The sequence below is a fragment of the Rothia nasimurium genome, assembly GCF_004569295.1.
Taxonomy (GTDB): Bacteria; Actinomycetota; Actinomycetes; order Actinomycetales; family Micrococcaceae; genus Rothia; species Rothia nasimurium_B.
Window position 1 is genome coordinate 1 of sequence record NZ_SPQC01000037.1, and the last position, 21228, is coordinate 21228.

A 21228-nucleotide genomic window follows, 5' to 3' on the forward strand; every position below is an offset into this window, starting at 1 on the left:
CGGGGCTTGCTAGGGCGTTCTCTTAGTTCGTAGACAGCTTGCAAGGCCGTCTACCGGCTTCAAGGAACGTAAAGAAGGAATTACTGCCGGGTCTACAGTTGCTAGTCTTCTAGCTTTGATTAGGCGCGGTATTCGCCTTGTGCCCTGTGCCGGAGTCGAACCGGGTTCTACTTACTCTTATTACTTGTGTAGATGTGAAAGGAATTGGTGTACTAGCCGCCGGGCTGGCCCACAGGGCTATGATGGTTCTGTGCGGGGCTACCCTGGCCGGTAGCGCGCACAGAAAGGAGGTGAGTAAGGTGGATAAGGTTGTTTACGTAAAAGTCTTCTTCGAGTCACAGAAAGAGCCATGTCAGTACATCTTTTCTGGCGAGCTGGAAGAGATTGAACGCATTTTCTCATCGGCTTTGAAGCACCGTTCTGTGCTGACCTTGGCAGTCGGCAAGAGCGGGAAAACCGTTCTTGACATGTCTAAGGTTCTTCGCTTCTTAATTACGACAGACCGTTACGATTTCCGTACTGGCTTGCCAACGGCGCGTGAGGATAAGCCGACTCTGACGGCTGGCTCGATTTCTGTATTGAGTCGCTGATAATGTAGGCGGCCTTGAGGATTGCGGCTGCTAGTAGCTCAGTTGATGAATAAAAGCCATCACGTTCCCTAAGGCCGCTTAATAGCTCTTGTACGTCATGTTGTGCTTTTGGGGTGCTCATTTGGTGGCCTTTCCTGCTGTTTGGAGTTCGCGCATAGCGCGGTAGTGCTCAACTTCATCGCTGGTAAACAGGTATGCCCCGGTTCGGCCGGGGTTTTTGTGTAAAGGCGTGATTGAACCGTCTTTTACGAGCTTTGCGATGTAGCGCTGGGTGACTCCCAGGCGCCCCGCCGCTTCAGCACTTGATACCAGTTCTAAACTTTGCATGACTTAAGTATCAGCCCAAACCTGATTTAATGCAAGTTCTAAACTTTCTTTAATTATCTTGTCTGTAGCGTTTCTACTGTTCTAAACTTGGAGCATGACACTAACGCAACATGAAACAGGTAGAGTTCCGGCTAGCCGTTTGCGCTATCGCTTGCTACAGGCGCGTGAAGAGGCAGAGCTAGACCAGGGCCAGCTCTCAGAAAAAATTGGTGTATCTCGAACCTCAATCAGTGCGGCAGAGACGGGCAAAAGTAAACCCCGCCGCTCTACCCTGATTCTGTGGGCAATGGCGACGGGGGTTGATTTAGATTGGTTGCTGACTGGTGAGACGAAAAAAGCCCCCTCACAAGATGGTGAGAGGGCTTCTATGGAGTGCGCCCGAAGGGATTCGAACCCCCAACCTTCTGATCCGTAGTCAGATGCTCTATCCGTTGAGCTACAGGCGCATCATGCGTTGACCGGCTTTCTTAGCCCGTCGCTGCAACAGGTAATACGTTACGCAGGTTTGCGTGACTGTGCAAATCGAAAATGCGTGACCCTGCTCTCAAAAGGGGTGAATTTGGGGTGAAAACCGCGTAAATACGCGGAAAAAGAGGGGGTAAAGAAAGTTGAAAAAGTTCGCCCGGGCCTGCATCGTGTTGGCCAGACCACAGGTCATGAGGACTGTAACGAAATATTTACGTACCAATGAGGACAAACCGGGGCGAGCTATGTACTCTGGAAACACACGATGAAGTGAAAGTGCACCGCACGACGCGTTTATTCATTGATATGGGTGGCGCGTTTTTCTGTTTCTACCTGCCTGCTGGCTGGGGAGCAGGGCGGGGCACGCGCACCTGAACAACACAGTGGAGTGTTTCAGGCCAACGATTTATAAGGGGAAGCGTCAGATGACTGACATTTCAATTGACAACGTAACCGCACAGGCACCCACCACTCACGCAGAGCTGCTGCAGTGGGTTGCTGGTATTGCCCAGATGACCCAGCCTGAGCGTATTTACTGGGCCGATGGCTCACAGGAAGAATACGACCGCCTGGCCGGTGAACTGGTCGAGGCCGGTACCTTCCGCAAGCTCAGCGACCATGAGTTCCCGAACTCCTACGTTGCCTTCTCGGACCCCGACGACGTGGCTCGTGTAGAAGAGCGCACCTTTATCTGCTCGGCCACCGAAGAGGGAGCTGGCCCCACCAACAACTGGCGTGACCCCGGCGAGATGAAGGCCACCCTGACCGAGCTCTTCACCGGGTCTATGCGTGGTCGCACCATGTACGTCATTCCTTTCGTCATGGGCTCGCTCGATGCCACCAACCCCAAGTTCGGCGTCGAAATTACCGACTCAGCCTACGTGGTGACCTCCATGCGCATTATGGCGACCATCGGCGCCGATGTGCTGAAGAAGATGACCGAAACCGAGGCCTTCTTCGTCAAGGCCCTGCACTCGGTCGGTGCCCCCCTCGAAGCCGGTCAGGCGGACGTCCCCTGGCCCTGCAACCCCGAAAAGTACATTGTGCAGTTCCCCGAGGACCGCGAAATCTGGTCTTTCGGTTCGGGCTACGGCGGCAACGCCCTGCTGGGTAAGAAGTGCTACGCCCTGCGTATCGCCTCAGTTATCGGCCACGACGAGGGCTGGATGGCCGAGCATATGCTGGTGCTCAAGATGACCAACCCCGAGGGCAAGAGCAAGTACATCTCAGCTGCCTTCCCCTCAGCCTGCGGCAAGACCAACTTCGCTATGATGGACCCCACCATTGACGGCTGGAAGGCTGAAATGGTTGGTGACGACATCGCCTGGATTGAATTCCGCGACGGCAAGCCCTTCGTGGTCAACCCCGAGGCCGGTCTCTTCGGCGTAGCCCCGGGCACCGGCTGGTCCACCAACCGCAACGCTATGCGCGCGATTGCCAAGGGCAACACTATCTTCACCAATGTGGCCCTCACCGACGATAACTCTGTCTGGTGGGAGGGTAAGACCGATGAGGTGCCCGAGCACCTGATTGACTGGCAGGGCAACGACTGGACGCCCGAATCTGGCCGTCCTGCTGCCCACCCCAACTCCCGTTTCTGCACCCCCATCTCCCAGGCAGACATGCTGGCTGAAGAGTACTACGCACCGGATGGTGTGCCCCTCTCAGCTATCATCTTCGGTGGCCGCCGCAAGACCACCGTGCCCCTGGTCGCTGAAGCCTCCAGCTGGGAGCAGGGTGTCTTCCGCGGTGTGACCCTCTCATCCGAGACCACCGCCGCCGCCAAGGGCGCTGTGGGCGTGGTTCGCCGCGACCCCATGGCCATGCTGCCCTTCATTGGCTACAACGCCGGTGACTACATCCAGCACTGGATTGACCTGGGCAAGAAGCACGGCGAAGAGAACATGCCCAAGATTTACTACGTCAATTGGTTCCGCCGCACCCCCGACGGTGGCTTCGCCTGGCCCGGCTTTGGCGAGAACTCCCGCGTGGTCAAGTGGATTTTCGACCGTCTGGACGGCAAGGCCGGCGGCCAAGAAACCTTCCTCGGCGTGGTACCCGGCAAGAGCGACCTCGACCTCACCGGCCTCGATATCAGCGACACCGAACTCACCGCTGCCCTGGCCGTCAACAAGGACGAGTGGGCCCAAGAACTGCCCGGAATCGACGAATGGCTGGCCTTCCTCGGCGACAAGGTACCCGCTGAAATTCACGCCCAGCGCGATGCCCTAGCCGCTGAACTGAACTAGGGCGCGTTCCCCCGCAGGCTGCGGCGGGCGTCCTTGCAACCGAAAGTAAAATAGCGACACGGTTATGGAGGTGACCTGTGCGAAAAACTTTTCGCACAGGTCACCTCCTCATCGTGTGGGCAGACAGGCGGGAGGCCCCAAAGAGTGGACGTAAAGCCGACTTAATATTCTGTAGAATGCTTAAGAATGGCTGAATTTTGTGTAGCCCTGCTGTGCTTCCCCCACAAAGCTCATCGACTAGCCACCGACCTATCACAGAGCTTTTTGCACGGCGCCCTGGGCGCATCGCTCGCATGTTGGAAGGAAAGAACAGAGTGGGAAATCTGCTGAGTGTCAAGAACCTCACCAAGAACCACGAGCACCTTCGTGCCCTCAAGGGCGTGAATCTAGAGGTAGCTGCCGGTGAGATCGTAGGTCTTCTCGGCGAAAACGGTGCAGGAAAGTCAACCTTCCTGTCGATTCTGGGTGGATGGGACCGCCCGGGTGGTGGAACCATCACCCTGGACGGCGAAAAGTACGCCCCCCACACCCCCGAAGAAGCTCTTGAAGCCGGCGTCGGCTCAATCCGCCAGAAGTTCAAGGTAGACCCCGAACTCACTGTCGCCCAGGCTATCTTCCGCTCTACCGAGCACGCCGGTGACGACGAAGAAGCCCTGGTAGCCCGCGCCCAGGAACTGATTTCAGAGATTGGCCTGGCGGTAGACCCCCGCGCCAAGATGGGCGATTTGGTACGCGCTGAGCAGGCCCTGGTTGAGGTCGTGCGCATGGAAGCCGAGAACACCCGCCTGGTGCTCATGGACGAAGTCGCCGCAACCTTTAACGACTATGAGATTTATCAGCTGCACGAGGTGACCCGGAAGCTGGCCGCCGAAGGCCGCGCGGTCATTTACATCACCCACCGCATCGATGAAATCCGCTCCCTGGCTAACCGCGCCGTCATCCTGTCTGAGGGCACCATCAACACCGAAATTAACCCCGGTACGATGACCGCAGAAGAAATCGCCTTTAAGATGTTCAGCCGCGAAATCGAGATGGGTGGACGCCCCGACGAGTTCGCTGGTGAGGACGCTAAACTGGTGATTGAGAACCTGACCAGCGCCAAGGGCTCTCTCAACAACGTCACCTTCTCGGTAGACCGCGGTGAAATCTTCGGCCTGACCGGCCTGCGCCGCTCAGGCATCAACGAGGTGGCCGCGGCCCTGGTCGGTGTGGGCGAGACCGCCAAGTTCGGTACCCTCAAGATTAACGGCGAGGACGCCACCATCGGCTCCCCCGAGGATTCGGTTGCCCACGGCATCGGCTACCTGTCAGATAATGACGACGAGCTGGGCCTGGCCAACGAACGCTCCATCGCTAAGACCCTGATGGAAAATGCCGGCATCAAGGAAAGCCCCGAAGGCTTCCTGCACGAGGTTTCCGCCCTGCGTGAGGTAGCTGAGCAGATCCAGAAGCTGCGCATCAAGACCACCAATATTCAGGGTGAAGTTGGCAAGCTCTCGGGCGGTGACCAGCAGAAGGTCGCCCTGGCCCGCTGGATGACCACCGACTGCGAGATTCTGATTCTCAACCACCCCACCCGCGGCATCGACGTGAGCGCCAAGAGCGAGATTTACAAGATGCTGGCCGAGCTGACCGAGAAGGGTACCTCTATCATCCTGATCGGTTCAGACATGTCGGAGCTCATTGGCTTGTGCAACCGCATCGCCGTGATGCGTTCGGGCAAGCTGGTCTCAATCCAACAGAACAAGGCAGCGACCGAAGACACCCTCATGGGTGAGGCCCTGGGCGAAGACCTGGTTTAGCCGCCCACCGGCGTCCTAACGCTACAAAGAACCCCGGCAGGTAACCTGCCGGGGTTCTTGAGCTATAAGGCTTGAGAGACTGCCTCTACCTGCAACTTACAGGGAGATGCGGCCTGAGATGGCGTTCAGCTTGTGACGAGCCAGAGCCAGGTTAGCGGTGTTGCGGTCCAGCACCAGGTAAACGAAGAGGCCTGAGGTCTCTGAAGCGTTCAGAACGTTGATTAGGTGGTACTGGGAAGACAGGGTAATCATGATGTCTTCGATGTTGCCGTTCAGACCCAGGTCGTTCATGGTCTTGAGCTTGGCACGTACTACGTTGGAGTTGCCAGCTGCAGCAACGGTCAGGTCGAAGCCGGGTGAACCGCCGGAGGCCAGAGCCATGCCGGAGGAGATGTCAACGAGAGCTGCACCGGTTGCGCCTTCAATGGACAGGAGTTCCTGGATGGAGGTATCAAGCTGTGACAAGATAGTTCCTTATGTCTAGTTCTGCACCGGCACGCTACGGGGGAGTGGCCGGTGAAGAGACGGTGGGTGCGGTCAGCGTGACCCTTGTCTTCAGCTAGTGTGTGATGACTGGGTGTGTGCGCCCGCGAGTGTTTACAGTATCAATACTACTCTTACAGGTGCCCTAACTGCTACAAGTGAGCGGGCAGGTGTGCCGTGTGAAACTCCTTGCAGATAAGGGCACTGCGCTTGTTAGCGGTACAAGGGTTGGGGAAATTTAAGACCTTCATGTAAGCAAAGGTTGAACGGTGAACCTTTTTGGCTGTACCGTGAGAGAGAAAGCTTCGCCCTCGCTCATATGATTCAAGGAGTTGGCCCGTGCGTCTTACCGCATTTTCTGACGTGTCGCTGCGCGTCCTGATGCTGCTATCGGGTCTCGACGGTGAGCAGATATCTACCCAGAAGATCGCTGAGGGTGTGGGCACTCCTTACAACCATGTGGCGAAGTCGGTGGCCTTTTTGGCCAACATGGGCCTGGTGGAGTCCACCCGCGGACGCACCGGCGGGGTGCGCCTGTCAGAGGCCGGTGCCCGTGCCACGGTAGGGCAGGTGCTTCGTGCCTCCGAGGGCGATATTCCCATGGTGGAGTGCGAGGGCGGCGCGAATGAATGCCCCATGCGCCATTCCTGCTCTCTGAAAAAAATTCTGGCGAATGCCCGTGAAGAATTCTTCAAAATGCTCGACCCGGTGGTTATTTCTGAGCTGCCCAATGAGAAGCAGATGGGCCCGGTTTTCTTGGAACTGGGTCTTGGGCCCCTGGCTCAGACAAAAAAGCTGCCCCAGGCGTCCTTCCTCTGACAAGCCCTCATATGCCGTTCTCGCGCAAAAAGCGCGGGGGCGGTTCTTTTTCTCCCAAAACTAGCATTCTGTATGCTAAATTGATGGTGGTTTAACAACACTCTGTCACCAAGGAGGAGCCGTGCTCTCAGCAAAGTCTCGCCCCGTCATCGAGGCAACCCTGCCCGTCATCGCCGAGCGAATCAACGACATCACCCCCGACTTCTACCAGCGCATGTTCGCCGCCCGCCCCGACCTGCTCGACGGTATGTTCTCTCGCTCATCCCAGCTCGAAGGCACCCAGCCCAAGGCCCTGGCCGGCTCCATCGCGGTCTTTGCCTCCTACATCCTGGCCAACCCCGACAAGTACCCCGACGAGGTACTCTCCCGCATCGCCCATAAGCACGCCTCCCTGGGCTTGCGCGAAGAGGAATACCCCACCGTCTACAAGTACCTCTTCGAAGCTATTGCCGCTAACCTGGGCGACACCCTGACCCCCGAGATCGCAGAAGCCTGGACCGAGGTCTACTGGCTCATGGCCGACGCCCTTATCAAGCTCGAAAAGGGCCTCTACGCCTCCCAGGCCAACGACGTCATGTTCGCCCCCTTCCGCCTGGTAGAACGCAAGGAAACCGGCGAGAACGTGCTCGACCTTACCTTCGAGCCCGCCAACGCCGTCGCCATGACCGACGCCGTTGCCGGCCAGTACGTTTCTATCGTCACCAAGGCTAAGGACGGCCTGCGCCAGGCCCGCCAGTTCACCCTGCTGCCCGCCGAGAAGAACCAGCGCCGCGTCGCCATCAAGCTGGACACCGCCGGCGAAATGACCCCCATTCTGCACGAGCTACAGGTCGGCGCTATCGTTGAGGTCTCCAATCCCTACGGCGATGTCACTCTGGGCGGTTTTGGCGATGACGACTCCCAGCCCCTCTACCTCTTCTCAGCCGGTATCGGCGTGACCCCCATGATTGCCTTCCTCTCCGAACTGGCAGCAACCGGCTCCAAGCGCGAGGTTGTCGTGGTGCACGCCGACCGTTCCTTTACCACCTGGCCCCTGCGCGATGAGATGACCGCCTACGTTGAGATGCTCGAAAACGGCCGTCTGGTCTCCTTTATCGAGGCCGACGGCGAGGGCAACTTCGAGGGCCGCGTCAACGTGGCTGAGCTGAACGTGCCCGCTAACGCCTCTGCCTACCTGTGCGGCCCCCTGGGCTTCATGCAGGGCGTCCGCTCCCAGCTGGTCGAAGCTGGCCTGCCCGGCACCAATATCCAGTACGAGATTTTCGGCCCTGACCAGTGGATGCTGCACGACCAGGCCTGTGCCTCCTAAGCTGACCTAAAGGTAGGTAGAAAAGGACGCCCGCCCCACCTTCCTTGCCGTGTGGCAGGAAAGCGGGGCGGGCGTCCTCATTTTTACCTTTTGTACCGCGCCCTGCTCACTTTAAGCCTGAAAAGTGGGCAGGAGCTGGTACAAAGAGGGGTGCTTGGGGTTAGCCCTCGCGCACAATCTTGAGGATTTGATCGCGCACACGCTCCATGGTGGCCTGGTCGGGGGCCTCAAGGTTCAGGCGCAGGAAGGGCTCGGTGTTGGAGGGGCGCAGGTTAGCCCACCAGCCCTCGGTCTTGTGCTCGAAGGTGGTGCCGTCCATGTCGGATACCTCAACGGTATCGCCGAAGTGCTCGGCAACGCGGGCGATAGCACCGGCCTTGTCTTCCAGCTCAGAGTTGATTTCGCCAGAAGGAACGTAGGGGGAGTAGGCAGCGCCCAGCTCAGAAAGGGGCTGCTCGCCCTCACCCAGGGCAGCCAGCACGTGCATGGCAGCCAGCATGCCGGTGTCGGCGTTGAAGAAGTCCTTGAAGTAGTAGTGGGCGGAGTGCTCGCCACCGAAAACGCCAGACTCTTCAGCCATAACAGCCTTGATGAAGGAATGGCCCACGCGGGTCTTGATAGCGCGGCCGCCTAGCTTCTCAACCAGCTCAGGCACAGCCTTAGAGGTAATCAGGTTGTAGATGATTACGGGCTCGTCGTTACCCTCGGCCTTGGCGCGGGCAATCTCGCGCTCAGCCACCAGGGCGGTGACAGCGGACGGAGTGACAGGCTCGCCCTTCTCGTCGATGACGAAGCAGCGGTCAGCGTCACCGTCGAAAGCCAGACCAATATCTGCACCGTGCTCAACAACAGCCTTCTGCAGGTCAACCAGGTTGGCAGGTTCCAGGGGGTTGGCGGGGTGGTTGGGGAAGGTGCCGTCCAGCTCGAAGTAGAGGGGCACGATTTCCAGGGGCAGGCCGGGCAGGATTGCGTCGCCCAGTACAGCGGGGGTGGTCATGCCGCCCATGCCGTTACCGGCGTCCACAACAACCTTGAGGGGGCGGATGCCCGAGAGGTCAACCAGGTTACGCAGGTACTCTGAGTAGGCCTTGAGAACGTCCTTCTCAGATACAGAACCGGGGGTATCAACGGCGGGAATTTCCCCCTCGTTCAGGTACTTCTGGGCTAAGTCACGAATATCGAACAGACCGGACTCTGATGACAGGGGAACAGCGCCCGCCTTAGACATCTTCATGCCGTTGTACTCGGCAGGGTTGTGGGAGGCGGTGAAGGTGACACCGGCAGCGTTCTCAACGCCACAGGCGAAGTAGAGCTCGTCGGTAGAAATCAGGCCGATGTTGATGACGTTAGCACCGCGGGCGGTAGCACCCTCAGCGAAAGCGGCCATAAACTCGGGGCCGGAGGGGCGCATGTCGGCGCCCACCAGAACGTCCTGGCCAGCCAGACCGAGAACGTCTACGAAAGCTGCGCCGGTTGCGCGGACGGTCTCGGCGGTGATGGTTTCGCCCACGATGCCGCGAACATCGTAAGCCTTAAAAGATGCGGTTAAATCAATAGTATTCACGAAAGGTAAGTCTAATTGCCCTGTGACCTGTTTAGACAGTATCCAGACAGATTTCCTGTGTGATTTATGGCGATAAACACCAGGTTTCTGCGCTATAAACTGCGGGGTGGCCAGCCCAGGGCATGGTTTGATGGTGCCTATGGGTGAATTTTTTTCTTTAGATAATCCGATTCAGAACTACGCCTGGGGCTCCTACGAGACACTGGCCCTCATGCGCGGCGTCCCCGCCCCCACCGAACAGCCGGAGGCTGAGCTGTGGGTGGGCGCGCACTCGTCCGCCCCCTCCATAGCTCACGTGGACGGCGGCGCCTTCCCGCTCGATGCCCTGGTCGGCGAGCAGCCTGCCCGCTTCCTCAACCCGCAGCGCACCAGCGACACCTTCCCCTTCCTCTTCAAGATTCTTGCTATTGAATCCCCCCTGTCGATTCAGGTGCACCCCACCGACGAACAGGCCCAGGCAGGGTTTGCGGACGAGAACGCCCGCGGCATCGCCCTTGACGACCCGTCCCGTAACTACAAGGACCGGTTCTCTAAGCCCGAAACCGTTATCGCTCTTTCGCCCATGCGCATCCTGACCGGCGTGCGCGAGTTCGCAGAGCTGCGCGCTATCGCTGAGCACTTCTCCCTGCCCTGGCTCACCGGGGCCCTGGGCGCGGCCAAGACCGCCAAGGAGCTACTCACCGTCATTATCCGTATGCCGCAGGACGCCGCCGCGGCAGCTGTCGAGCAGACCGTTGCGTCCGCGCGTGCCTGGGTAGCCAAGAACGGTGAAGTTCCCGGTAGCGAGTCAACCGCCGCCGGTGTTGCCGAGCTGGTAACCCTGATTGACAGCAAGTACCCCGGCGACCGCGGCCTGCTGGTCGCCCTGGTCATGAACCTGGTCTACCTTGCCCCCGGCGACTCTGCCTACACCCCCGACGGCCAGGTGCACGCCTACGTCTCGGGTACCGCTATTGAGCTGATGAACCCCTCAGACAACGTCATGCGCGCCGGTCTTACTCCCAAGCACATCGATGAGGAAGAGCTCATCAAGATCCTGGGCGAGGGCCAGGGCGCACCTACCATCCAGCGTCCTACCCCCACCAGCGAGAAGGCCGACGAGTACTCCATGTGGGACGAACGCCTGTCTGTCACTCATCTGGTCGTTGAAGAGGGCGAAACCATCACCCTGCCCCTGGCCGGTGTAGTCACCGCCCTGTGCGCGGGCGGCACCGTTGTGGTCAGCGACGAGGTCAAGACCTTCACCCTGACTGGCACCCAGTCGGTCATGTACGTGGGCGAGCCCACCGAGGTGACCGTCACCGGCGCCGGCGAACTCTACATCGCAGCCCAGCACTAACCCTTTTTTGAACCTCGCAGTGTGCCACGCAACCTCCGTCTTGCACGGAGGTTTCGTGGCATAACACGGGTTTAAAGGTGGGCGGACGCCACCGCACGGCTTTCTTTGTTGTCTAGGCCACGTGCGCGGCGAGAACTGGGTAAAGTAGAAGGGACGAAAACGACCGCCCCACCCCAAGCATCGGGGGAGCGGGGCTACGAGTCCCACAAGGAAACCCATGAAAATTATTCTGACCGTAACCGGCCTCGACCACGAAGGCATTATCGCTGGCGTCACCACCAAGCTCGCCGAGTGCAAGGTCAATATCGAGAACGTCTCCCAGACCCTTATGCAGGGCTACTTCACTATGATCCTGCAGGGAAGCTTCGACGATTCTGCCCAGTCGATTACCGACCTGCAAGAGGCTATGAAGCCGGTTGAAGAAGAGCAGCGTGTGCAGATTCGTATTCAGTCTGACGCCATCTTTCAGGCCATGCATACCCTCTAGGAGTTACCGACTATGTTTAGCGACCGTTCCGGTAACATTCTTGAGACCCTGCAGATGATCAATGAAGATAAGCTTGATATCCGCACGGTCACCATGGGCATCTCTCTGCTGGACTGCGCCGATTCTGACGGCTCGGTAGCCCGCCAGAAGATTTACGACAAGATCACCTCCCGCGCAGCCCGCCTGGTTGAGGTAGCTGAGGGTATTGAGGCCGAACTCGGCATTCCCATTATCAATAAGCGTATTTCGGTGACCCCGATTGCCCTGGTGGCGGGTGCCTCAAACGACGAGGACTACGTGGAGTTCGCCAAGACCCTGGACGCTGCCGCCAAGGCTGTGGGGGTTAACTTCATCGGTGGCTTCACCGCCCTGGTTGATAAGGGCGCTACCCTGGCTGACGAGAAGCTCCTGCGCTCTATTCCGCGTGCCTTGAACGAAACCGATGTGGTCTGTGCCTCGGTGAACATTGGCTCGTCCCGTGCCGGTATCAACATGACCGCTGTGCGCACTATGGGCGAGGTTATCCGCGAAACCGCTGAGGGCTCCGCTGAAGCCCACGGCTTTGGCTGCTCCAAGCTGGTGGTTTTTGCCAACGCTGTTTCTGACAACCCCTTCATGGCAGGTGCCTTCCACGGGGTGCAGGAGGCCGACACCGTTATCTCGGTGGGTGTCTCTGGCCCCGGCGTGGTCAAGCGTGCCCTCGAGAAGGTGCGCGGGGCGTCCTTCGACGACTGTGCTGAAGCTATTAAGAAGGCGGCTTTCAAGATTACCCGTATGGGGCAGCTGGTGGGCACCCTGGCCGCGGAGCGCCTAGGCGTGGAGTTCGGTATCGTCGATCTCTCTCTGGCGCCCACCGCCGAGGTGGGCGACTCGGTAGCTCATGTGCTTGAAGAGATGGGACTTGAGTCGGTGGGTACCCACGGCACCGTTGCTGCCCTGGCACTGCTTAATGACGCGGTGAAGAAGGGCGGGCTCATGGCCTGCTCGCACGTGGGTGGCCTCTCGGGCTCCTTCATCCCGATTTCTGAGGATATCGGCATGATTGAAGCTGCTGCCGCCGGCAAGATTACCCTGGATAAGCTCGAAGCTATGACCGCGATTTGTTCCGTGGGTCTGGATATGGTGGCGATTCCCGGCGATACCTCGGCCGCGACCATTTCTGCCATGATTGCCGACGAAGCCGCCATCGGCGTCATGAACCACAAGACTACCGCGGTGCGTGTCATTCCTGCTATCGGCCTGCAAATTGGCGAGATGGTGGAGTTTGGTGGTCTGTTGGGCCGTGCCCCCGTCATGCCTGCCCACCCCGAGTCGGCTGAGGTCTTTGTGGCCCGTGGCGGCCGTATCCCCTCCCCGGTACACGGCTTCCGCAACTAATCCCCCGCAAGGGGATCTGATTTCCAAAAAGGGACCGCATAGTATGCGGTCCCTTTTTGGTTTTGCGGTCCCCTTGCAGGCCGTGGGCTGTGTGCGGGTCGCGAACTACGGAACCGGGCGCGGACGCGGGGTGAGCGGCACCGTCACGTAGGGCAGGAACCAGCCGATGAGGGGCCCCACAGAAAAGGCGATGAGCAGGGTACCCACACCGAAGTGGCCGCCCATGGCGATGCCGGCTGCCACCACGGTTACCTCTAACACGGTGCGTACCAGCCAGATGGGGCGGCCGGTGACGCGCACCAGCCCGGTCATCAGCCCGTCGCGCGGGCCGGAGCCGAACTGGGCACCCAGGTAAAGGGCGTCAAAAAAGGAAAAGGCCAGAATGCCTACAGCCAGATAGACCCACTGGGTCAGCACCCCGGCGGGGCCGGGAATGATATCCATCGCTACATCGGCCGATAGGCCCACCAAAATAGCGTTGGCAAGGGTGCCCAGCCCCGGCATTTCTTTGAGGGGCAGCCAGAAGAGTAGCACCACAAAGGACGTGATAATGGTCAGCGCTCCGTAGCTCATGCCGGTGATTTCCATCAGGCCCAGGGTGAGCACGTCCCAGCCCAGGGCACCCAGGCCAGCCTTAACGAGCAGGGCGCAGGAGGCCCCGAAACCTACCAGGCCGACCACGAGTAGGGGCAGGCGCAGGGCAAGTTTTCCTGCGCGCAGCTGCTGCAGGGGCCCCAGGTGGGCGAGCGGACGGGGAGCGGACTGGGCCATCTAAATGCTTTCTGGCGGGAGAAGGGCAGGGGGCTAGGCGATGAAGCTGGTCATCATGGCTCCGAAGGCCAGGCGGGCGCCCGCGTTGGTGCGGATACGGCGGCGGGTGGTAGCTACCGTATCGAGGTGGGCTAGGGTTCGGTCGGGGCTGGTGCGCTCGGCATAGGCGTAGATGTCATCGGCTAGGTGGGCGTTGATGATGTCTGCCCCGGTGGAGAGCTGTACGGTGAGCACATCGCGGAAGACGGTTTGAATGTCGGCCAAGAACCTATCGAGGGTATCGGTCTGAATGCGCTTGGCACGGCGCTTTTGGTCTTCTTCGAGCTGGCGTACCTGGGCCCGGTGGGTGGGGGAGAGCTTCTCGCCGTCCTCATAGCCCAGGGCTGTGAGCAGGGCGGAATGCTCGGCTTCGTTGCGGGCTTCGGCGTCCCCTTCGGCTTCTGCTTCGGCGATGGTGATGAGGTCATCGGCGGCCTCCATGGCAGCGGCAATGGAGCGCAGGGCGATGGGCATCTGCACCACGGTGCTGCGGCGTTTGCGGGCTTCGGGGTCGGTGGCTAGCTTGTGGGCTACTTCCAGATTGCCCTGGGCCAGGCGGGCTATGAAGTCTGCCTGGTGGGGTTCGAGCGGGGTGCCGTTTGCCTGCGCGTCGGCAAGAAGTCGGGCGGCGACGTCCGCAACCGAGGGTAGGCGCAGCTTGACCGGGCGGCAGCGGGAGCGGATGGTCACCAGGACGTCCGCGGGCGAGGGGGCGGTGAGCAGCCAGATGGTGTAGGGCGGGGGCTCTTCAATAGCTTTGAGTAGCACGTTGGAGGTGCGCTCGGGCATGCGGTCGGCGTCCTCAATGAGCATGACGCGCCAGCGCCCCACCGCGGGGCGGTCCTGGGCTTTGACCACGAAGTCGCGGGCCTCTTCGATGGTGATGGTTGTCTTTTCGGTAGTGAAGTGTAGGAAGTCGGCGTGGGAGCCACTGAGCACCGTCTGGCAGGATCGGCAGTGCCCGCAGCCCCGGGCAGCTGGGTCTGGCTGGTCACAGAGCAGGGCAGCAGCGAAAGCTAGGGCAGCGGTGGAGCGTCCCGCTCCGGGAGGGCCGGTGAAGAGCCAGGCGTGGGTTGGCTTCTCTTCGGCTGCAGCGCGGGTGAGCTGGGCGCGTACGTCGAGCTGGCCGGTGAGGGTGTCAAAGACGCTCATGCGATGCTCCCCAGGGCTGCTGCTAGCACATCCTTGTGGACGTCCTCGATGGGGCGGGCGCCGTCAATGCGGGCGTACCGCTCGGGGCTGGCGTCGGCTAGCTGCTGGAAGGTGGCATGTAGGGTGCGGTGGAAGGTGTCATCTGCTGATTCCATGCGGTCGGCGGCGCCCCGGGTACCTGCGCGGGAGCGTCCTTCGGCCAGGGGTACATCGAGCAGAATAGTGGTGTCGGGTAGTAGATTAGAGGTTGCCCAGCGGCTGAGATCGACCACGGTGTCGATGCCCAGGCCGCGGCCGGCCCCCTGGTAGGCGGCTGATGAATCGATGTAGCGGTCGCAGAGCACCACCTGCCCGGCTTCAAGGGCGGGGTGGATCTTCTGGTGGGCGTGAGCTGCGCGGGAGGCAGCAAAAATCAGGGCCTCGGTGTGGGGGTCAATCTCACCGTTGCCGTGCTCAAGAACCAGGGCGCGGAGTTTCTCACCGATATCGGTTCCGCCGGGTTCGCGGGTGACCAGCACCGAGTAGCCGCGTTCGGTTAGGGCGTCGGCCAGGAGTTTAATCTGGGTGGTTTTGCCCGAGCCGTCCCCGCCTTCGAAGGCGATAAAGGTGCCGGGGTAGGGGCGGGCCGCGCTGCTCGCGTCCGCCGGGAGAGTGCGGACGCCCGGGTCGGCTTCTGGGGTGTAAGAAAGTGCGTGGGTCACGGGTATAAGCCTACCAAGGTTGTAAATCTGACCTAGGTTAGTTACTGCCTAGGACGCCCTAATGGATAGTTCTTTGTATTCGCAGTCTTTAAAACCGATGTGAGCGGTGCGTGGGCACGATTTACACTCATAGAATTATCTATAAAAAATTTCTTGACGTTGCTTTTTATTCAGCGATAATATTTTGGCATGAGATGTACATCTCTAACTGTTATTGGTAAGTAGAAAGATTTCTGTTATGTTTTTTTCTAAAAGAAGACTTGGTGCAGCTTTTTCTGTTGCCGCCCTTAGTTCAGTTATCTTTGCGGGAGCTGCTTTTGCCGAGGGGCAGTGGGAGTCTCGTATCTCAGGGGCACTTCCGGGTTTCACCTCTAGAGCCTGGCAGGATAATACATCAGATGCAAATAGTACGATTACTTATTTTCAAGGGTGTTCTCTCCGTTACGGTAATCTCACTTCTATCGACTTAGGTCTTTGGGATAAGATGGGGCTGTTCCCAGATTATAGGTCTGGGGGGGATTAGCCAGAAATGTGGGTCCTATAACTTTGGCCGCATGACAAGGCCTAATGAATATTATTTCAAGGTTGAGCGGTTGAACAATCAGTACATTAGCAATTACTACCTCGATGTTTCCTATGTGAAGCAGACATATTAGAGGATTCTGTGATTTTTGTAGAAAATCTTAGTTATACACGGCGTCGGCACCGGGTGCTCTACGATCTCAACTTCACTCTAGCTCCCGGTGCTACAGCCCTGCTTGGCCATAATGGGGCTGGGAAAAGCACACTTTTTTCACTTCTGGCCACGGCACTAAAGCCCACCCAAGGTTCTATAGGTTTACAAGTAGGATCTCAACGGGTCGATAGCCGGCGACAGGGGAAACAGTACCGAAAGCATATAGTTTTGGTGCCTCAACAGTACAGGCCGGTTCCTGGGCTTAGCGTAGAGCAGCATATCCAATATGTCAGCTGGTTAGCTTCAAATCCAAGTTCAAAGGCGAACCGTCTTGCTCAGGAAGCTATTGAGGCAACCTCCCTCCAAGGGCTAGTAGATCGTAAAACCACAGAACTATCAGGTGGCGAAACACAACGTCTGGCTATCGCAGGTGCTCTTGCGACCGGCGCTAGAACTTTACTTCTTGACGAACCTACTGCGGGCCTTGACCCATCACATAAGGACGCCATCAACCAACTGATTCAAACTGTAGGGCAAGAACGGGTCGTACTTGTCGCCACCCACGATCTCTACCAGCTTGATAAAATTTATCAGCATGTTCTTGCATTGAAGCGTGGCCATCTGACATTTTCTGGGCAGACCTATGATTTCCTCGCTCCCTTCAGCGGTTCACCACAACAGCAAGCCCCGGCAGCCTTTAACTACTTCATAGAGCAATAGAAGACCATGCGGCCTGTACCTCTATATGTATTCGCGCATCATTTAGCCCTCAAGTTGCTTCCTGCCGCCCTAATACTGAATCTTCTTTACATCCTGGTATACAGCAACTCAGCGACTATCTTGGGTAACGCTGAATCTGCTGCCGGGCAGGCTTCGCTTTTACTTATATTTTCGGCAGGTCTGGCCTCTCTAGCTTCCTGCTGGGGAGGGGTGCAGCTTCGCCGTACCGAATTGATACATGCTGCAGCGGTCAAACCAAGGTGGCAAATAGTGGGGTTATGGCTTTCCCCTGCCTTTCTCAGCGGAGCAGTGGTACAGATAGCTGGAGCGATTGGCTTGCTTGCGTTATCAGAAGCTTTGCCCAATTCTCGGTTTGTACTGATTCTCATAGCTCAGCTTTCAGCCTTGATGGTTCATACCGCGCTCGGCTACTGGTGGGGTAGAATTCTACGCCCATTTCTTGCCTATCCCCTTGCTTTGCTGACAAGCTACTTGTGGCTAGCTTTTACCTGGACGCTACCTATCACCTTTATACGGTATCTAGCTGGCCCCGCTATGGTTATGTGTTGCTCACCTGTAGAGCATATAGACCCTGCGGCCCCCGGGGCTCTTCTTGTCTTTTCGGTGATAGCAGGCGGTGGCCTTCTTGTCCCGGCTATATGGCGGGGTGGACGGAAGATAGTTAAAGCGGGACTTGCAACGTTTTGCCTAATCCTGGGTGTGGGAGCAGGCTACCTCATAGCAGGTCACTTGGGGCCAGTTGCAACCTATTATCTTGCTGACCAGGATCTTGTTTGTTTAGGTAACGCACCGCAGGTCTGTGTGGCGGAAGTATCTTTGGCAAGGAACGATTTACGGGAGCAGATATCGTCTGATTTCAAGAAAATACAGAGTATAGGGTTGCCCTCTGTACAACAGGCCCTGATTTACAGGGGCGAAGATCTCCCTGCCTTACACGAAGGAACCGCCTATATTGCGTACCCTCCAACGATGACGGTAGAAGAAGCCCATCGTATGGTTGCCTCGATTTATACTGCCCCGCTAGAGCAGTGTTTGGATGTCTTCTTGGCTCAAGATAATCTGCAAGCTTTCAACACCTACAGCGCCTCTATCAACCTGCTCATGACTCAGCTCACTGACTATCTGACAGGGTCTGCAGATGCAGACCCTGCACAAGAACAAGCTACTCGGGAGCTCTAATCAACTCTGAGTAACTGTTCCCTTCCTTCAGGAGTTTAAGCGCGCTATTTTCTCAAGTCCCGTAACCTCATACCAGTTACTTTGGTGCTTTTGCTGAGTTCGGGTTCGCTTGCCCTATGGAAGGGAGCTTCACTTTATCTTCCCTTGCCTGAGTTTATCCCTACCCTGGCGCGGTCTGTGCCTGTCGATGCTGTGCTAGTTACTTGTTCTGTTACTGCAATTGCTATTGCAGCTTACCCTGGCACTCAATTGTGGGAGAGAGTGGATCCGCGTGGTATCCAGAAGCATTCCTATTTCCTTGCCACAGGTCTAGGCCTTTTCACATGCTTTGCTTTTTGCATAGTCTGTCTGGGGGATTCTACTATCTGGCTTGTGCTTATAAAATTGCTGGGGTTGTTGGGGCTTACCTCGGTACTCTATCGATATCTTGGCTCGCACGTCAGCTTAATTCCCTCGGCTTTTCTTATGGTGAGTACAATTTTTGCCCGCCGCCCAGGGGGAGGAGTTGCTCCCTGGGCCTGGCTGGTTAATAACGAGCCACAGGCGTATCAGGTAATTTTGACCTTTGTTGTTGTTGGCACGGGTGCATTTCTGGCGGAACGTTTTCACTTTGTCATTGGTAGTAACCGCTAGTGTGTCGTCCTGCCTACTGGGCGTCCGCTCCGAGTCAGCCACTGCCCCATATGTCACCCTGTGGCATACCTCTGGCACTGGGCCTGGTGCTGCGCGTATCGTTGATTCTATGACTGAACAGAACCTCTCACCCGAAACCCGCCTGGTGGCCGGTGGACGCCCCGCCCACGATGATCTGGCTCCCGTGAACCCGCCGATTGCTATGTCGTCCACCTTCCGCCAGACTGGCCCCTCAGACCTCAACACCTATGCCCGCTTCTCTAACCAGAGCTGGGACGGCATTGAAGAGGTCGTCGCTGACCTCGAAGGGGCAGAGCTGCCCGGCCTGGTCTTTGCCTCCGGCATGGCAGCCGTTGCCGCGGTGCAGGATCTGGTACCCGTTGGCTCTATTATTCTGCTGCCCGAGCACACCTACATGGCCTCTGTTTCTATGGCTAAGCGCCTCGAAGCCCGCGGTATCACCACCGTGATCCGTCTCGATATTGAAAACACCGAGTCCGTAATTGCCGAACTCGAAAAGGCCGCTGCTGCCGCGGGCGTCACCCCTGAGAGCGTCAACTACGCTGCCCCCAAGGTGCTGCTGTGGATGGAGTCCCCCACCAACCCCATGATGGAGGTCGCCGACCTGCCCGCCGTCCTCGGTGCCGCCAAGCGCCTGGGCATTGTCTCTGCCGTTGACAACACCTTCGCAACCCCGCTGGGGCAGAACCCGCTGGCCCTGGGGGCCGACGTGGTTGTCCACTCCGCCACCAAGTCCATCGCCGGTCACTCCGATGTGCTGCTGGGCATCACCGTCACCTCTAACCCGACCCTGCGCGAAGCCATGGCTGCCCACCGCACCACCAACGGCGCTATCGCCGGCCCCTTCGAGGCCTGGCTGGGTCTGCGCGGCGTCCGTACCCTGGGTGTGCGCCTTGAACGCGCCGCCGCCAACGCCCTCGAACTGGCCCAGCGCCTGCAGGCCCACCCCGCCGTCAAGGCCGTGCGCTACCCCGGCCTGCCCACTGACCCCGGCTTTGAGCGGGCGTCCGCGCAGATGCGCACCTTCGGCTCGATCCTCTCCCTCACCCTGGACGCCACCGCCGAAGAAACCGACCGCGTGGTCAAGGCCCTGAACATCTGGACGCCCGCGACCAGCCTCGGTGGCGTAGAATCACTGATTGAACGCCGCCGCCGCCACGGCTCAGAGCCCCACTCAATCCCCGAGTCACTGCTGCGCCTATCGGTAGGCATCGAGAACGTCGATGACCTCTACAACGACCTGGCAGCGGCCCTAGAAAACCTCAAGTAGCGAACGGACGCCATGACCCCCATTGCCCTGATTATGTTGGTTACCTACTACGTGGGCCTTGCCCTGGCCCTGGTAGTTGCCGCCCTGTCGATTTTCGCGCTGATTGAGGCCGCCCGCGCTTCAAGCTACGCCTACCAGAGCGCCTTCAAACGCACCAAGGGCTTCTGGGTTGGCGTGACCGCTGCCGCGGCTGTCTTCTCTGTGCTGATGGTCTGGCAGTCCCTGGCCGTCGGTAGCGGGTCTGTCTTCATGCAGCTCATTGCCGCAACCGCCGTGGGCGTCTTCCTCGCGGACGTCCGCCCCGCCGTAGCGGTGCGCCGTCGCTAGCCGCAGCTTGCGTTAAGGTCTGAAAAACCCACACATATTCACGAAGAAACCCCCGGAAAAGACCGGGTATTCCGTGAATATGTGTGGGTTTATCTTTGCTTTGGGGGTTGGGAGTGGGATAATAGGGAGTATGACTTACAAATTGGTACTGCTCCGTCACGGGCAATCAGAATGGAACGAAAAGAACCTCTTCACCGGCTGGGTAGACGTTGCCCTGACCGAGAAGGGCCGCGCCGAAGCCACCCGCGGTGGCGAACTGCTAAAGGAACGCGGCATCCTCCCCGACGTCGTCCACACCTCCCTGCAGCGCCGCGCCATCAACACCGCCAACCTAGCTCTCGATGCCGCTGACCGCCACTGGATCCCCGTCAAGCGCAACTGGCGCCTGAACGAGCGTCACTACGGTGCGCTCCAGGGTAAGGACAAGACTCAGACCCTCGAAACCTACGGTGAAGAGCAATTCATGACCTGGCGTCGCTCCTACGACGTTCCGCCTCCGGCCCTCGACGACAACGACGAGTTCTCCCAGGCGAACGACCCCCGCTACGCAGACATCGAGAACGCTCCCCGCACCGAGTGCCTGAAGGACGTCCTCGAGCGCATGCTGCCCTACTGGGAGTCAGACATCAAGGAAGACCTGAAGGCTGGCAAGACCGTTCTGGTTGCTGCCCACGGTAACTCCCTTCGCGCCCTGGTCAAGAACCTCGAAGGCATCTCAGATGAGGATATCGCCGGTCTGAACATCCCCACCGGTATCCCCCTCTACTACGAGCTCGACGAGAACTTCAAGCCCGTTGGCCCCGGCGAGTATCTCGACCCCGAGGCTGCTAAGGATGCCATCAAGGCTGTTGCTAACCAGGGTAAGAAGTAAATCCCCGGTAGGTACCACTTAAATCAGAAAAACCCA

20 protein-coding genes and 1 tRNA gene are annotated in these 21228 nt (G+C 58.6%); 15 read left to right on the top strand and 6 right to left on the bottom strand.

The genetic code is table 11. From position 1 onward, the window contains the following. The first annotated feature begins 299 nt into the window (after positions 1-299). Positions 300-590, top strand: coding sequence for a hypothetical protein (locus tag E4U03_RS09580; protein ID WP_135013326.1), 291 nt, complete (start codon positions 300-302; stop codon positions 588-590). A 421-nt stretch (positions 591-1011) separates the two neighbouring features. Further along, positions 1012-1332, top strand: coding sequence for a helix-turn-helix transcriptional regulator (locus E4U03_RS09585; RefSeq protein WP_135013374.1), 321 nt, complete (start codon positions 1012-1014; stop codon positions 1330-1332). Here E4U03_RS09585 and E4U03_RS09590 read toward each other — a convergent pair. Beyond that, positions 1291-1363 (bottom strand) — tRNA-Arg (locus tag E4U03_RS09590). The two genes, E4U03_RS09585 and E4U03_RS09590, sit on opposite strands and share 42 nt — an antisense overlap. A 444-nt stretch (positions 1364-1807) precedes the next feature. Here E4U03_RS09590 and E4U03_RS09595 point away from each other — a divergent pair. Continuing rightward, the gene (locus E4U03_RS09595; RefSeq protein WP_135013329.1) at positions 1808-3631 is read left to right on the top strand and encodes a phosphoenolpyruvate carboxykinase (GTP); all 1824 of its coding nucleotides are present in this window, start codon (positions 1808-1810) and stop codon (positions 3629-3631) included. Positions 3632-3945: 314 nt separating this feature from the next. Beyond that, entirely contained in the window at positions 3946-5433 is a 1488-nt protein-coding gene (locus E4U03_RS09600) for a sugar ABC transporter ATP-binding protein (protein WP_167752391.1), read from the top strand. Between the two features lie 96 nt (positions 5434-5529). Here E4U03_RS09600 and E4U03_RS09605 read toward each other — a convergent pair whose 3' ends face one another. Continuing rightward, positions 5530-5898 (bottom strand): hypothetical protein, encoded by a 369-nt coding sequence (locus tag E4U03_RS09605; RefSeq protein ID WP_135013333.1) that lies wholly within the window; start codon positions 5896-5898, stop codon positions 5530-5532. 357 nt (positions 5899-6255) lie between these two features. On the opposite strand from E4U03_RS09605, the gene E4U03_RS09610 reads away from it, so the two are divergent. Together E4U03_RS09610 and E4U03_RS09615 are read left to right on the top strand one after the other, a co-directional pair. Continuing rightward, the gene (locus tag E4U03_RS09610) at positions 6256-6735 is read left to right on the top strand and encodes an RrF2 family transcriptional regulator (protein WP_135013335.1); all 480 of its coding nucleotides are present in this window, start codon (positions 6256-6258) and stop codon (positions 6733-6735) included. Positions 6736-6856: 121 nt separating this feature from the next. Further along, entirely contained in the window at positions 6857-8044 is a 1188-nt protein-coding gene (locus E4U03_RS09615; protein WP_135013337.1) for a globin domain-containing protein, read from the top strand. Between the two features lie 160 nt (positions 8045-8204). Here the strand turns inward: E4U03_RS09615 and E4U03_RS09620 are convergent, their stop codons facing one another. Beyond that, positions 8205-9608 carry a phosphomannomutase/phosphoglucomutase gene (locus tag E4U03_RS09620; protein WP_135013339.1) on the bottom strand — a complete coding sequence of 468 codons (1404 nt, stop codon included), beginning with the start codon at positions 9606-9608 and terminating at the stop codon, positions 8205-8207. 139 nt (positions 9609-9747) lie between these two features. Between E4U03_RS09620 and manA the strand changes: the two genes are divergently transcribed. The 3 genes from manA (at position 9748) to E4U03_RS09635 (ending at position 12811) form a co-directional block, all read left to right on the top strand. Beyond that, positions 9748-10947 carry a mannose-6-phosphate isomerase, class I gene (manA, locus tag E4U03_RS09625; protein ID WP_135013341.1) on the top strand — a complete coding sequence of 400 codons (1200 nt, stop codon included), beginning with the start codon at positions 9748-9750 and terminating at the stop codon, positions 10945-10947. Between the two features lie 217 nt (positions 10948-11164). Further along, positions 11165-11434 carry an ACT domain-containing protein gene (locus E4U03_RS09630; RefSeq protein WP_135013343.1) on the top strand — a complete coding sequence of 90 codons (270 nt, stop codon included), beginning with the start codon at positions 11165-11167 and terminating at the stop codon, positions 11432-11434. A gap of 12 nt (positions 11435-11446) precedes the next feature. Further along, positions 11447-12811, top strand: a complete 1365-nt coding sequence (locus E4U03_RS09635) for a PFL family protein (RefSeq protein ID WP_135013345.1) — start codon at positions 11447-11449, stop codon at positions 12809-12811. A gap of 105 nt (positions 12812-12916) precedes the next feature. On the opposite strand, the gene E4U03_RS09640 is transcribed toward E4U03_RS09635, so the two are convergent. The 3 genes from E4U03_RS09640 to tmk are packed head-to-tail and all read right to left on the bottom strand — an operon-like array spanning position 12917 to position 15474. Further along, positions 12917-13582 (bottom strand): YczE/YyaS/YitT family protein, encoded by a 666-nt coding sequence (locus E4U03_RS09640; protein ID WP_135013347.1) that lies wholly within the window; start codon positions 13580-13582, stop codon positions 12917-12919. A 33-nt stretch (positions 13583-13615) separates the two neighbouring features. Beyond that, a complete protein-coding gene (locus E4U03_RS09645; protein ID WP_135013349.1) occupies positions 13616-14773 on the bottom strand; it encodes a DNA polymerase III subunit delta' in 1158 nt (385 codons plus the stop codon). Next, positions 14770-15474: a dTMP kinase gene (gene tmk, locus E4U03_RS09650; protein ID WP_135013351.1), complete on the bottom strand. Its 705-nt coding sequence runs from the start codon at positions 15472-15474 to the stop codon at positions 14770-14772. Before tmk ends, E4U03_RS09645 begins: the two co-directional genes overlap by 4 nt. Before the next feature lie 664 nt (positions 15475-16138). Between tmk and E4U03_RS09655 the strand changes: the two genes are divergently transcribed. From E4U03_RS09655 to E4U03_RS09675, 6 genes are all read left to right on the top strand, one after another. Continuing rightward, complete coding sequence (locus tag E4U03_RS09655) at positions 16139-16870, top strand: ATP-binding cassette domain-containing protein (protein ID WP_167752392.1); 732 nt, start codon at positions 16139-16141, stop codon at positions 16868-16870. A 6-nt stretch (positions 16871-16876) separates the two neighbouring features. Continuing rightward, a complete protein-coding gene (locus tag E4U03_RS09660) occupies positions 16877-18070 on the top strand; it encodes a hypothetical protein (RefSeq protein ID WP_167752393.1) in 1194 nt (397 codons plus the stop codon). Positions 18071-18247: 177 nt separating this feature from the next. Beyond that, entirely contained in the window at positions 18248-18703 is a 456-nt protein-coding gene (locus E4U03_RS12900) for a hypothetical protein (RefSeq protein WP_167752394.1), read from the top strand. A gap of 109 nt (positions 18704-18812) precedes the next feature. Further along, positions 18813-19994, top strand: coding sequence for a trans-sulfuration enzyme family protein (locus tag E4U03_RS09665; protein ID WP_135013375.1), 1182 nt, complete (start codon positions 18813-18815; stop codon positions 19992-19994). Positions 19995-20006: 12 nt separating this feature from the next. Beyond that, positions 20007-20321 carry a DUF2516 family protein gene (locus tag E4U03_RS09670; RefSeq protein ID WP_135013357.1) on the top strand — a complete coding sequence of 105 codons (315 nt, stop codon included), beginning with the start codon at positions 20007-20009 and terminating at the stop codon, positions 20319-20321. 130 nt (positions 20322-20451) lie between these two features. Beyond that, positions 20452-21192: a phosphoglyceromutase gene (locus E4U03_RS09675; RefSeq protein ID WP_135013359.1), complete on the top strand. Its 741-nt coding sequence runs from the start codon at positions 20452-20454 to the stop codon at positions 21190-21192. The last annotated feature ends 36 nt before the right edge of the window (positions 21193-21228 follow it).

What these genes read in the sequence shown, in the direction of transcription:
- E4U03_RS09645 (WP_135013349.1), bottom strand. Translation starts at nt 14,773, where the DNA reads ATGAGCGTCTTTGACACCCTCACCGGCCAGCTCGACGTACGCGCCCAG.
- E4U03_RS09660 (WP_167752393.1), top strand. Translation starts at nt 16,877, where the DNA reads ATGCGGCCTGTACCTCTATATGTATTCGCGCATCATTTAGCCCTCAAG.
- E4U03_RS09635 (WP_135013345.1), top strand. Translation starts at nt 11,447, where the DNA reads ATGTTTAGCGACCGTTCCGGTAACATTCTTGAGACCCTGCAGATGATC.
- E4U03_RS09665 (WP_135013375.1), top strand. Translation starts at nt 18,813, where the DNA reads ATGACTGAACAGAACCTCTCACCCGAAACCCGCCTGGTGGCCGGTGGA.
- E4U03_RS09675 (WP_135013359.1), top strand. Translation starts at nt 20,452, where the DNA reads ATGACTTACAAATTGGTACTGCTCCGTCACGGGCAATCAGAATGGAAC.
- E4U03_RS09585 (WP_135013374.1), top strand. Translation starts at nt 1,012, where the DNA reads ATGACACTAACGCAACATGAAACAGGTAGAGTTCCGGCTAGCCGTTTG.
- manA (WP_135013341.1), top strand. Translation starts at nt 9,748, where the DNA reads ATGGGTGAATTTTTTTCTTTAGATAATCCGATTCAGAACTACGCCTGG.
- E4U03_RS09670 (WP_135013357.1), top strand. Translation starts at nt 20,007, where the DNA reads ATGACCCCCATTGCCCTGATTATGTTGGTTACCTACTACGTGGGCCTT.
- E4U03_RS09630 (WP_135013343.1), top strand. Translation starts at nt 11,165, where the DNA reads ATGAAAATTATTCTGACCGTAACCGGCCTCGACCACGAAGGCATTATC.
- E4U03_RS09640 (WP_135013347.1), bottom strand. Translation starts at nt 13,582, where the DNA reads ATGGCCCAGTCCGCTCCCCGTCCGCTCGCCCACCTGGGGCCCCTGCAG.
- E4U03_RS09595 (WP_135013329.1), top strand. Translation starts at nt 1,808, where the DNA reads ATGACTGACATTTCAATTGACAACGTAACCGCACAGGCACCCACCACT.